Origin of the sequence: Paenibacillus silvestris (assembly GCF_009882985.1) — a bacterium.
In the GTDB taxonomy this organism is placed as follows: Bacteria; Bacillota; Bacilli; order Paenibacillales; family NBRC-103111; genus Paenibacillus_E; species Paenibacillus_E silvestris.
In genome coordinates this window covers 153,789-166,737 of sequence record NZ_WTUZ01000015.1, presented here as the reverse complement: position 1 = coordinate 166,737, position 12,949 = coordinate 153,789, and the positions used below count along the sequence as shown (strand labels likewise).

Here is a 12,949-nt window from a genome sequence, read left to right as displayed (position 1 = left end):
GTATTTGATTATTTTGTGATCAATAGTGAAAGAAGTGTGTTCATTACTATCCTTCTTCATTAATTCTGTTAATCCTATAATGAAATGGTAGTGACGACTAGGTAGCGAGAGGGGATTATCAATGAAAATGCAGATGAGACAATGGGGCATGCTCAGCATGACTGCTTTGATAGCGCTGTCTTTAAGCGCATGTGGTTCTGGAAAGACAGCTAATACAGCAGGAGGCAGCACAGCTGCAACGAAAGCGCCAAGCGGTGCAAGCACGCAACCTGTTAAACTGCGTATTGTATGGTGGGGCTCACAAGCAAGGCACGATGCAACGCTAAAAGCACTGGATGCTTATACGAAAAAACATCCGAATGTGACCTTCGAACCGGAATTTTCGGGATTTGACGGCTATGCCGATAAACTTGCTACCCAAGCAGCCGCCAAGAATGCGCCTGATATCATCCAGATGGACCCGGCTTGGCTTTCCGAATATGCAGGCAGGAACCAGCTTGCTGACTTATCGAAAGGCATTCGCACCGAAGATATCGACAAATCGCTTGTAGACTCAGGCAAATATAAAGAGAAACTGTATGCTGTTCCACTAGGCAATAACGCAACCGGTATGATTTACAACAAAAATGCTGTCGACAAACTCGGGATCACTCCTCCTAAGAATAACTGGACATGGGATGAATATTTCCAATTCGGTAAAGATGTTAAAGCTAAGCTGGAGAAGGACAAGTATGTTTTAATGGACGCAACATCTGACTATACGGTCTACTCCGCTTATCAGCTCAGCCAAGGCAAAGGGTATCCGATTACCGAAGACGGCAAATTCAACATCGACAAAGACACTTATCTTACTTTTGTTAAAAAATATGCAGAACTCCGCACAGCTGGGGTCATACCTCCTGCAGAAGTCGCGACCACCGATAAAGAATCCGACGCAAAGCTGGATCTCTTGAACAATGACAACGTGTTTATCAAACGCACTTTTGCCGCTTTGCTGCCTGGTTATGAGGGTGTGAAACCTAGCGTTTATTCCCTTGTGAATCAACCGAAAGGCACGCAATCCAGCGGATGGCTGAAGCCTTCCATGTTCTGGTCTGTAAGCGCGGATTCCAAGTATGCCGAAGAGTCCAAGAAGTTCATTGACTGGTTCATAAATGATAGCGAAGCTGCTGATATTCTAACTACAACACGAGGCGTTCCGGTTTCCAAAAAAATGCTTGAATATTTGACGCCGAAACTAACTCCTGCTGATAAAATGCAAATTGAACTTATCAAGAATGTAGCTCCTGACGCTCAACCTTTCAATGCTGGGGCTAAAGGCTGGAGTAACTACACGGCGAAGGATTTCAAAACGATCGGCGAGAAAGTCATGTTCGGCAAAATCGCGCCGGAAGCAGCTTATGATGAGCTTGTGAAAAAGGCGAAAGAGTATCAGTAAATTCTCATAGACTGAACAAAGGGCTGTTCCTTAAGTAGATTATCTACTCAGGGGCGCCCTTTTTTGCGCCCAATTGGCGCCTCGTGAGGGAAGCACAAGGGTGTAAGCGCAGACATGCTCTGCGGGGCCTCGCAGGACGCTGTAAAGCGCCTCGTGCGGGCAGCGCATGAGATGGCGCTGTTTTGCACCGCGATTGGAGTTCGCGGCGCTGTTGGACGGCCTAGGCGGCCCTAGGCGTTTATCGACCAAAAGCGGGAACTAGGATCCGCTATTTCGCGTCGAAACGCGGTTATTTTTGCGTTGCCGCTTAGATGCCCGCCTTTTAGGGAAGAATAGGAATCTTAGGGAACTGGAGTCCTCTATTCGAGCGAAATCCAGCTGCTTCATCTGCGTGGGGGAACTACAGGGTCTTACTCGACCACCATGCGCGCTTTTCGGGTGGAATTCGCCAAAATAGCGGAACACAGTTCCCCTCACAGGCGGGATATGCAATTTCGTGGAAATAGCGGACTGTAGTTCCCTCCGAGCTGCTTAGCCTTCCTAGTCCCCAACCAACGCAAAAAAAGAACAACCCTTAACATAATGTTAAGAGTTGTTCTCCGAACTGCATCTATGCAAGCAAAAGCTTACAGCTTTACAACGTTCTCAGCTTGTGGTCCGCGGTTGCCTTGAACAACGTTGAACTCAACTTGTTGACCTTCGTCTAAAGTTTTGAAGCCGTCGCCTTGGATTGCGGAGAAGTGTACGAATACATCGTTGCCGCCTTCTACTTCGATAAAGCCAAATCCTTTTTCTGCGTTAAACCATTTAACTGTTCCTACTGCCATGGGTAATACCTCCAAAGTTTTAATTAACATGTCTTTTTTCTTGTTTCGAACAAAAAAATTACACATTGGAAAAGGTTTCACAAACTAGAATGATAACCCTTTGCAATAAGCAATTCAGGTTCTACCCCAAAGACTATTAATACTGTACCACACATATTTGGCTAATGCAATTACCCTTCAGAGGCATTTCTTACTAAGGTCAGGAGTTCCTCTTTATCCTCTATTTTCAAGGCAATTGTTAGAGCAATTACGACATCTTTCGACGGTTGTATTCGACCATTTTCGATTGAATTTAAGATGGAATAACTGACGCCCGCTTTCTCGCCAAGTTTGCGCAGCGTTAGATTTTGCTGTTGTCTCAGCTCTTTTAGCCTAGTATGAAATAACACGTCTGTTCCTCCTCCTCCAAAAGCTTATTTCTCATCCATCTGCCTGCGAATTTCTGCTCTAATTTTGTCGAATGGGTCCTGCCAATCTGGGGGCTTAATAGTTTTGCCAAATTCGTTCTTATGGACTAGACCGTCCGACCATACTTTGGACATGTTAGCGTGATGTACGATGTCAAAAATCGGTCCAGGCTCAACTCCCATTTCAACTAATGTGCCCAACACAAAATATAACTCATCAATCATCGCATCTACTTCATCTTCCACCGTTGCTGCTTCTTTGAACTCATCCAGCTCTTCTTGCATCCAAGCCAAGCGAGCTGCCTTGCGGCTCTCAGACAAGCGCTTTGGAGTTGTGCCTACAGGGTGCTCGAAGGTCTGGTGGAACTTTTTCACATCGTCAAAAGCATTCTTTAAATTCATAGTGGTCTCCCTGCTCCCTTACGTAGGTTTTCTTTTATATACCACTAAAGGGAGCCATCGGTCAATTACAACCGACGGCCTGTGATAAAACGATTTTTCCAGTAGCCAGCATTCATATCCAGCATGACGACGCTAGAACTCGCCGTGTTGCTCACAAATTTGCCATTCCCGACATAGATGCCCACATGATCGATGCGGCCGGGCCTGGACGTACTGAAGAAGACAAGGTCACCTGCGCGCAGATTCGCTTTCTTCTTAACTGCCGTCCCGAGCTTAGCTTGCTCCGTTGAACTCCATGGGATCGTGATGCCATTCTTCGCGAAAACCAGCTGCGTAAAAGAGGAGCAATCCAGAATCAATCGTTTCGCATCTCTGACGCCAAAATTGTAACGTACTTTACCAATATAGGATCGTGCCGTGCTTACGACACCATTAGCTTCACTCGTGCTCGCAGCACTGTATACTGCCGTTGAGGTGGAATCGCTTACAGCAGCTAAGGCGGCTTGAGGTCCAAAGACCATCGTTCCGGAAGTTAAAACGGAAAGCGTTAGGCTGATCCCCACGAATGATTGAACAAGGCGGTTCTTCTTCACTAATAACATGATTGGATATCCTCCTTCATGGATCATGGTGATGGGCTTATCTGGCCCTGAACCCACAATAACACATAGAAAAGGACCGGTATTTACCAGTCCCTGAGGATATCCAAGCGGCGTCTAGCTTTAGGCGTTTTTATTAAAATTTGGTGAGAATTAGCTGCTTCCCTATGTCTTGACAACATGCTTACACCGAGCTTGGTGTCTGCTCTTGGCGATACTCAGAAGGGGTCACACCGTACTTCTTGCGAAATACCTGCGAGAAGTGACGCATGTCTTGATAGCCGATCCGATCGGCAACGTCCGCCAGCTTCAGCTTAGGATTCATAAGAAGCTGCTTCGCCTGTTCCAGACGGAGATGAGTGACATATTCCTTGAATCCCTGCCCAATCTTCTGTTTGAACAGCTGACTGAAATAGACCGGATTCAAGTAAACAATCGCTGCGACTTTCTCCAGCGACAGGTCGTCATGATAATGCGTGCGAATATATTGCAAAGCAACATCGATCGAGCGATCACTGCCGCTCGCATGATGCTCGTAAACCTGCGTCGTCGAAGCTTGACGCATGCGCTGCACTTCGGCAGGCACAGCCTCGAAGCGGTTGATCTGATCGGAGCTCATAATCTGAAAGGGCACCTTCAAATATTTCACGAGGTGGCTGCGCAGCTCATCGACGAGTGCTGTTAGCTGCGCGGCATCCGGGAGCGTGACGATGCCTAGCAGGCTTTTGCTGTCGTGCACCGTTACGAAACCTTTGCCATAACGCTCGATCAGCTCTTGAAGCACGTTCTCGATAATGAAGTTCTCGAGGAATACGGGCTTATCGCTCTCCATCTTCACCATGATGAGGTTGAAATGCGGGTGCTGTTCCATGAAGGGCTTCATATCGATGCGCCCGGTGTCCAGCCCTTGTGTAAAGCGCTGAAAGACGGCTTCCTGCAAATACTTGCGGTTCGCCTTCAGGAGCTCAGACTCCTCGTTCAGCTCGGTCTCATGAGCAATTTCCTCGCCCAGCTTCCGAATCATCTCGCTGAGCACCTCTTTGCCGATCGGCTTCAGCAAATAATCCTTCGCCCCAAGCCGCACAGCCTCCTGTGCATACGAAAATTCGGAATAGGCGGATATGACCACCCATTTCACATTCGGATGCCGGCTCCGCGACATATTCATGAGCTCCAGCCCTGTCATGCCCGGCATCAGAATGTCGGTGAGGACGATTTGGATGCGGTGGCTTCGCAGCAAGGCGATTGCCTGCTCCGCATTCGCCGCGAGATGAACCCGATGCTCCGGGAATCGGTTAAGCAGCGTACGCTGGATGCCCTCCCGAATCACGGTTTCATCATCTACGATGAGAATGTCCATGGTTTTACTCTCCTTTCCGAGGAAGCGGCATCGCAATGATGACGGTCGTTCCTTCCCCTTGCTTGCTATGAATTCGGAGTCCGTATCTATCTCCGAACATAAGAACGATGCGGCGATGCACGTTGGTAATCCCAATGCCTCTTCTTGTATGACCGCCGGATGCACTGGTTGTCTGCGGAGCCTGCACTGGGGCCATGGCACCGTCGATGTCCGCAGCATCCTTGATGAGCTGCTCCTGCATGCACTGGAGGGTGCTCTCCTCAATGCCGACCCCATTATCCTCAATGACAATGCGCATCTCATGCTCGCTAATCTCTGTATAGACCCGAAGCACGCCAGGCCGATCGAGCGGCTCCAGCCCGTATTTCACCGCGTTCTCGATGATCGGTTGAAGTGTCATCTTGGGCAGGACAACATCCAGACACTCTGGCGCTACGTCCAGTACGGTGTTAACCCTGCCTTCCAACCGGTTTTCAATGATCGTCATATAATGACGCATCTGATCCAGCTCTTGGCGAAGCGTTGTCTTGGAGGCTTCCTGCCAGTCGCTGCTGTAGCGAAACATATGAGACAAAGCTAAGATAACTTTCCCCAGTCGATCATTCTCCCGCTCATCCAGCATCCAATAAATCATATCCAGTGTGTTATAGAGGAAATGCGGATTGACTTGAGATTGCAGCGCCTGCAGCTCCGCATTCTTCTCACTCACCGTAGCGAGCGTAATGCGCTCAATGAGCTCATCCATTCGGTTCACCATTCGGTTAAAAGAAGACACGAGCGAGTTGATTTCTTCGAACGATTTGACGGTCACTGAACCTTTAAAATTCCCCATCTCCACCTGCTTCATCTCCCGAATCAGCAGCTTAAGCGGCGAGGAAATGTTCTGGGAAATAATACTTGCAAGCACCAGGGATAAGAAAACCAACGCCAGAACCACGAAGTACAGGTATTCTCTCGTTTTCACAACCTCTGAGTTAATATCACCTTTGGGCGTTAATCCAAAAACCGTCCAATCGGACATCTTCGCTTTGGCCGAGACAATCAGTTGTTCGGTACGGTCATCCACGATGACTTCATTGTTTTGCGGGCGCGACAGCCCTCCGAAAGAAGGTGGAATGCCATTCTCTCCCGCGGTAGAGGCAATCAAGTGGTCCTCCCGATCGACGATATACACTTGGCTGTTCGGGGAGATTCTCACGTTCGAGAGCGCGGCCAGAATCGGCTCCGGGTTCGTCTCGATGACAAGGACCCCAATCAAGCGATGATCGGTCAAATCGTACAGTTTGCGTCCAAATACAAAAACGGAATCCTGCTTGAATGGGTTGACGACGGAGCCTTTGGACAAACCAAGCCAAACCATTTCGCCTGAGGACTCCTGAAGCTTATGATACCAAGCTGTATTCGCATAATCTGCATTAATGACGCTGTCGAAGCCACGTTCGTAATTATAGTTTTTGCCTGCGTTCGTAATGATATGAATCCCGAAAATATCATCTCTGGAGTAGTAAGCTGCTCCCATAATATTCGTAATGGTGCGCTCATTAATAATGTTGAGGGCTTCATCTTTGCTCGTGTCACGGTCATGAATTAATCTAAGCATCTCATAATTGCTGTTGAGCGATTTGGTAATGCTGTCATAACCCTGCAGCAGCAAATCGAACAGGCCCACCGTTTGGGAAATATTTTTCTCCGCCAAATCACTGATTTTGCTATGAATAATGTCCGTTGTTTTCTTGTAATAAAGCACACTAACCAAAGTTAAGAGGATCAGCATACACGAAATGAAAAGCAAAAACAGCCGGCTATGAATGGAATGAAGGCCCCGTGTCACCGCGAATTCGGTCCCCTTTCGTTAGTCGTTACAGGCTATCATATCACAGGAAGCTCCTTAAACAGCAAAAAGCGAGGGGTGAAGTTAACCCTTCACCGCTCCCGCTACCATACCTTTTGTAATTTTGTCTGCTAATAAGAAATAGATAATGATGACTGGCAGCGCGCCTAACACCAGGAACGCACCGATAGCCCCGTAATTAACCGAATACTGACTGACGAAGCTGTTTACCCCGAAAGGCAGCGTTTTGAGCCGCTCCGACGAAATGAACGTCGCCGCAAGAATGTACTCGTTCCAAATATTAATAAATGTCAGGATACACACAGTCATCATTGGAGGGATCGAAATCGGAAGAATGATGCTCCCAAAGATTCGGAAAACCCCCGCGCCGTCTACGACAGCAGACTCTTCAATCTCAGCCGGAATGGATTTCATGAAACCACTGAGGATAAAGACCGCAATTGGCGTCTGGAACGCAATATAGGGCAAGATGATCGAGAGATGCGTGTTCAAAGCATGCAAGTTTTTGAAGATAATCATCAGCGGCAGCAACGTCGCTTGCATCGGCACCATCATCCCGATCAGGAAGATGAGCATGACGGCTTGGCCGTATTTCCACTTAAACCTCGTAATGGCGAAAGAAGCCAAGGAGCTAAGCAAGATGACGCAAACCATTGTGACAGAGGTAACGAAAAGACTATTTTTCAAATACTGAAAATAATGCCCTGCCTCTACAGCGGAGGAGAAGTTCTTCCATTGAAGCACTTGAGGCAGTGCGAAGAACCGCCCGGACAAGATTTCCTCATTCGTTTTTAACGAATAAATGAACAACCAAATCAGTGGATACACTTGTGTTACTACGAGCAGCGATAAGAATGCAATGACCAGAACTTTCAGGATAGAGAAGCTTTTGCGTCTCCGAATCATTGCAGGTGCAGCCAAAGCTGCTTTCCTGATGTCTTCCATGGTGACACTCCCCTTCCTTAAGTAAATCTTCTCTCTAGTCGATTAAAGATACCATTGATAACTACAGTTGCAATCAGACATAAGCCAACTAAGAACGCCGCTATCGCACTACCATACCCGTATTTCAAGGATAGGAACGACATGTTGTACATATGTGTAGAAATGACGTCTGTGGCATGCGCAGGACCACCCGCGGTCATAACCATGACCATGTCAAATGCTTGTAGCGAGCCAATAAAGGCAAGGACGATCGATATTTTGAAAATCGGAATATTCATAGGGAAAGTGATATACCAGTCGGCTTTAAGGCCTTCCGCTCCATCGATCCGTGCTGCTTCATAAATATCAGCAGGGATATTCTGAATACCGGTGAACTGGATCAAAGTGTGGTACCCCAAGTACTGCCACAGGGCCACGAAATAAAGGGAATACATAGCAATCTTCGGATCCGTCAACCAGGATCTTGACCAGCTATGCAAATTCAACATGTCCAATACTTGATTAAGCATACCGCCCATGGCAGCAGGGTTATAGATCGTTTTCCACAGCTGTCCGACGATAACAACAGACAAGATAACGGGCAAGAAATATGCGGAAACTAGGAAATTTGGCTTTTTGATGAAACGGTTCAAGAGAATGGCTACGCCTAACGCGATCGGAATTTCAATCATGGAAAATACAGCAAACATTAACGTCCTTTTTACAGATGGCCAAAAGACAGGGTCGTGAAATAACAAGTTACGGAAATTATCCAAACCAATGAATTTTGCACCGCTAATCCCGTTCCAGTCCAGCAATCCACTATATATAGATACCAGAATAGGTACAAAAACGAGACAAACATAAATCAACAAACATGGCAGTACAAACATGGCAATCGTCCACTTGGAGACTCTTAACACATTCACTTGGCTCGCCTCCTTCATGAGATATACCAATCGGAATCTACCCTCTACACCCGTGCGGCGCTTAGGATAAATTCCGATTTGGCTGCTAAATGATTATTTATTTTTTGTTCGTATCATAAGCTGTTTGGTGCTCTTTGCCAACTTCAGCAGGATCTTTCTTCTGCACGAAGAGGTTTTGGATGCTTGATAAGTGGCCTTGTGCTGTTCCTGGGTTCATCGTGTTATCGAACGCAAGATCGCCGCCTTTAACTTGTTTGAACAAATCCAGGACTTCCATCGCCATATCGGAGTATCCAGCAGCTTTAAAGTCACCATCAACTTTTTGAGCTAGACCAACTGCGCCTTTAACAGCGAATGCTTCTTTCGGGAAGTTCAACATGAAGTAGTTCAAGAAATCTTTTGTTTCTTTCAAATGTTTGCTGTTAGCCGATACCGCGAACGCGCTGCCTGGTGCAAGCATGAACTCGTCAGGGTTACCTTTGCCTTTAACCGTTGGGAATTTGAATACGCCGACTTTACCGTTAACGGAAGAAGTCTCGATACCGCCAGTTGCCCATGATCCCATGTAGTACATCGCGGCTTTCCCTGTTTTGAACAAGTTTTCACCTGCGTTGTAGTCAAAAGATGTTGCGCCTTCTTGGAAAGCACCAGCTTGAATTAAATCTTGGAAGCTGCTTACAGCATCCGTGAACGCTGGGTCTGCGAATGTTTTCTTGCCATCAACAACGGCTTGCAAGAAGCCAGGGCCGCCATTTGTGCGAAGCAATACGTTCATGAACAAGAAGGACCCTGTCCAGGAATCTTTTTCACCGATTGCCATTGGCTGAATGCCTTTGCCTTTGAGTGTTTTTACAGCTGTAACCATTTCTTCGAATGTTTTCGGTACTTCTACGCCAGCTTGTTTGAACAAGTCTTTGTTGTAGTAAACGAGACCGATGTTATTACCGTCTGGCAAAGCGTAAATGTTGTTGTTGAATGTGTACCAGTTCAAAATGCCTTCTTGGAACGTGCCTTTCAGGCCGTTTTGATCAACCATATCGTTCAGCGGTGCGAACAATCCTGCGTCTACGAAAGGTTTCATTTGAGCGGATGGATTCACGATCGTGATATCCGGAACTTCTTTGGAAGCTGCTTGTGTTTTAAGCTTCAGCTTTTGTTGATCCGTGTTCAGGGAATCAAGTTCGATTTTGATGTTCGGGTTTTTCGTTTGGTAGTCGTTCACGATCTTTTTCAACATGCCGTTTTTCGGATCTGTTGGATCGGGATATATGTTTTGGAACGTGATTGTTACATTTTCTTTCGTTGTGCTTCCACCGCTAGGTGCTGCTGATGCGCTCGCGCCCGGTGCTGGTGTCGTTGTGCTGCCGCCTGCACCACATGCTGTTAACGAGATAGCCAGTAAGCCTGCTGCTGTTAATTGAAGACCTTTATATTTTTTAATCAATGTGAATCCCCCTCGTTTGTTTGGTGAACTTGATGCCCTTATTATCGCTCGAAATTGGCAACCCTTACAATGTGTGAACTTTAGGATTCATGTTTACTTTTTATAGGTTTATGTTAGTGGGCCTATCTGGCCCCTTCCTCTGAAAGGGCTTGGATCATGCCTGCGATAAGGGCTGGAAGAGCGGTGAAGGGCTTGCCAAAGGCACCGACATTCAATAGAATACCCCGTTTTTTTGATGATAGTGATGTGCAGAGGCGGTAAGATGTGGCTAGGTATGACAATATTGGAGGTTAGAAGTTGGGAGTAGTGGCTGCACAGATAATTAGCTGGAAAATCTACCGTTAATCCATAGCGCATCGAGATTTTAGGCTACTTATTGATAGCCACGTGAAAATAAAAAAGACCCTCCCGCCAAGCCAGCATAGGAGAGTCCATCTAAATAAACCTAGTAAGCCTTTGGCACCTCAACACGATGAGTGACGCCATCTTCCGTAAAATAAATATGCGTGTCAAATCCTTGATCGTCCATGAAATAGGACACATACTTTGGCTCGCCATGCTTAATCGGCACAAGGAGCGTAGCGATCCGGTGGCTGCGCGCCGGCTTCGTCGTTGCCTTGAGATGCCAGTGCAGCGGCAACCCTTCAATCTCGCTCAAGTCTACATCCGTGAAGCCTTCATGCTGCGTAAGCTCCAGCTCGCCGGAGGAGCAATAGACGAAACGTCCGTCCATATCGGCTTTGCGGCCTTGGACTTTGAAGGTTTGGCCGTTCAGCTTCATCTCGTACAGGGTCTGGAACAGCCAATCCACGGTACCCGTTTGCGCCAGATCGATGTGATCTACCACGACGACATACGTCCCGAAGAAGTACAGCTCGCGTACGTAGCGGTCCAGATAAGGAACGTACTCCTTATACGCCGCTGTGGCGTTGCTGCGGGAGTAGCTATAGCCTTTGCGCTGCTCAGCTACTTCAATGAACCCATTCGCTGCCATGTTGAGCACTTTGTTTTTCTCGGCATATTGACCAAGCCCATCGATCAAAATATTGTTCGTCGAACGCGTCTGCCGGCGCCAGTTCATATGCATCGTGGAGCTGAACGCCACGTAATAGCCGCTCTCAATAGCTAACGGTTCGCCATACGCGTGCAGCAAGAACCCATTCTGATCGCCATGACTATGGCTGACAGAACCATATTTGCTGCTCTTCGTAAGCAGCATGATGTGGCGCTCAGGATCCGCCATATTCGAGTGGAAAGCGACCCAACCGATGTCGCGGAACCATTTTACCTGCTCGATATTCGCATCCGTTGGAACGACGGCTTCCACCCCTGGATAGTCGTGACGGAAAACCATTTCGTCAAAGCGGAAATCCCACCAGCCGTAGTTGTAAAACTTCATTTCGGAATCGGTATCCGTCTCACGTACCCGCTCAAAATACCACTGATACAGGCCATTCCCGGTCACACCCGCGAACTGACGGATGTTAAATCCTGTTTTCAGGCTAACGGGATCACCCAGCGTAGATTGGTCGCCAAAGCTTGCGCGAAGCGTATCCGGGCTGAATGCATATAGCGGGAAATCACCGGTTTTCGTAAAAAACGGCCGTTTATAGAAGTTAATGCCTGTATATTTTTTCAGCAAATTCATCGCTTCCGTCACAAAGGCCATCCCAGTCGTCCAATACATCGGACCTTCCGCCCAGCCTCCATCCGGCCCACCCCAAGGGGAGTAGATGCACGCATAGTATTCAAGAGTATAATCCAGCCATTCACGCGCTTCCGGCTCTTCCTCTAACAAGGCAATGCAGCTCGGCACCAGCACACTCGAAAGCGAACGAACGGCGTGACTGTCAAAAGGCACGTGATGAATTTTGGAGTGATCAATAACATGCGTAGCAATTTGCCGTGCGCGAGCAAGCAAAACCTCACGTACTAGCTTCCGCTCGAGCTCCGATAACCGACCATGCAGCCAGTCGTAGCCCCATGCAATAGCTCCGGTCATTCGGAAGGACGCCTCATCATTGTAATCACGGCTGGTTGTGCCGTTGACATCCCAGTTGCAGACGTGCATCAGCCAAGTTTTGGCGCGGTCGAGCATCTCTTCATCCGCCAAAATGGTTCCTGCCACCGCCAAATGACGAATCGCATATAGGACTTCTTGGGTATCCATGTACATTTGACGCCACAGCTTGGCAACACGCTTGTTGCCCGGATACGGCAGCGGCTCCGCGATGAGCTCGCGATCCATCCACGGCTTAGCCGACTTCTCATAAAAGACATCGAAACCGCTATATGCCGGATCAGCTTCCTGCTCTCTTCGGAAGGCCTCAACCTCAGCGGATTGGAGCCATAATCTAGGGTGCTGCAGAGAGGCTTCGGCGTAACGGCGCTCACGGCTAGGCAGCGGTGTTTCCGGCAAGTCAGCTCCTACCTCAAAGCTTCTCACCTTACTCCATGCCGTCTGTTCGCCATTCTCTTGAAGGAGTGCGTACCTCCAGAAGTAAGTTCCTGCTTGAAAGGCATCATCCGGTGTATATAAATTATAGGGAATCGGCTTGATCGTTTGGGTATCTGCCTCGGAAAATACGTCCGACTGCGATATTTGCAGCACATAACGGTCATTCTCCAGTTGAGCCGGAATCCATGTGAACCGCGGAGGGTTCTCTAGCAAGGTAGTTTGCTCATTCGGTTCGTATTGTACAGTTAATACGCCGCTCTGCGGTTCATATAATGGCGACAGGGTTGTCATAATCGATTCTCCCTTCTT

Annotated in this window: 11 protein-coding genes; 1 reads left to right on the top strand and 10 read right to left on the bottom strand. The window is 47.9% G+C overall.

What is annotated here, in order from left to right; translation table 11 throughout:
* The first annotated feature begins 121 nt into the window (after positions 1-121).
* Entirely contained in the window at positions 122-1,438 is a 1,317-nt protein-coding gene (locus GQF01_RS12000; protein ID WP_161406987.1) for an ABC transporter substrate-binding protein, read from the top strand.
* A gap of 626 nt (positions 1,439-2,064) precedes the next feature.
* On the opposite strand, the gene GQF01_RS11995 is transcribed toward GQF01_RS12000, so the two are convergent.
* From GQF01_RS11995 to GQF01_RS11950, 10 genes are all read right to left on the bottom strand, one after another.
* Complete coding sequence (locus tag GQF01_RS11995; protein WP_145665196.1) at positions 2,065-2,265, bottom strand: cold-shock protein; 201 nt, start codon at positions 2,263-2,265, stop codon at positions 2,065-2,067.
* A 170-nt stretch (positions 2,266-2,435) separates the two neighbouring features.
* The gene (locus GQF01_RS11990) at positions 2,436-2,654 is read right to left on the bottom strand and encodes a helix-turn-helix domain-containing protein (protein WP_145665199.1); all 219 of its coding nucleotides are present in this window, start codon (positions 2,652-2,654) and stop codon (positions 2,436-2,438) included.
* Positions 2,655-2,678: 24 nt separating this feature from the next.
* The gene (locus GQF01_RS11985) at positions 2,679-3,074 is read right to left on the bottom strand and encodes a pyrophosphohydrolase domain-containing protein (protein WP_161406986.1); all 396 of its coding nucleotides are present in this window, start codon (positions 3,072-3,074) and stop codon (positions 2,679-2,681) included.
* Positions 3,075-3,139: 65 nt separating this feature from the next.
* Complete coding sequence (locus tag GQF01_RS11980) at positions 3,140-3,676, bottom strand: C40 family peptidase (RefSeq protein ID WP_161406985.1); 537 nt, start codon at positions 3,674-3,676, stop codon at positions 3,140-3,142.
* Between the two features lie 181 nt (positions 3,677-3,857).
* Positions 3,858-5,033, bottom strand: a complete 1,176-nt coding sequence (locus GQF01_RS11975) for a response regulator (protein WP_161406984.1) — start codon at positions 5,031-5,033, stop codon at positions 3,858-3,860.
* Positions 5,034-5,037: 4 nt separating this feature from the next.
* Entirely contained in the window at positions 5,038-6,864 is a 1,827-nt protein-coding gene (locus GQF01_RS11970; protein WP_161406983.1) for a sensor histidine kinase, read from the bottom strand.
* 84 nt (positions 6,865-6,948) lie between these two features.
* Positions 6,949-7,830: a carbohydrate ABC transporter permease gene (locus GQF01_RS11965; RefSeq protein ID WP_186456566.1), complete on the bottom strand. Its 882-nt coding sequence runs from the start codon at positions 7,828-7,830 to the stop codon at positions 6,949-6,951.
* A 17-nt stretch (positions 7,831-7,847) separates the two neighbouring features.
* Positions 7,848-8,738 carry a carbohydrate ABC transporter permease gene (locus GQF01_RS11960; protein ID WP_145665210.1) on the bottom strand — a complete coding sequence of 297 codons (891 nt, stop codon included), beginning with the start codon at positions 8,736-8,738 and terminating at the stop codon, positions 7,848-7,850.
* Between the two features lie 97 nt (positions 8,739-8,835).
* The gene (locus tag GQF01_RS11955) at positions 8,836-10,182 is read right to left on the bottom strand and encodes an extracellular solute-binding protein (protein WP_161406982.1); all 1,347 of its coding nucleotides are present in this window, start codon (positions 10,180-10,182) and stop codon (positions 8,836-8,838) included.
* 445 nt (positions 10,183-10,627) lie between these two features.
* Complete coding sequence (locus tag GQF01_RS11950; RefSeq protein ID WP_202556274.1) at positions 10,628-12,931, bottom strand: DUF4962 domain-containing protein; 2,304 nt, start codon at positions 12,929-12,931, stop codon at positions 10,628-10,630.
* Between the last annotated feature and the right edge of the window lie 18 nt (positions 12,932-12,949).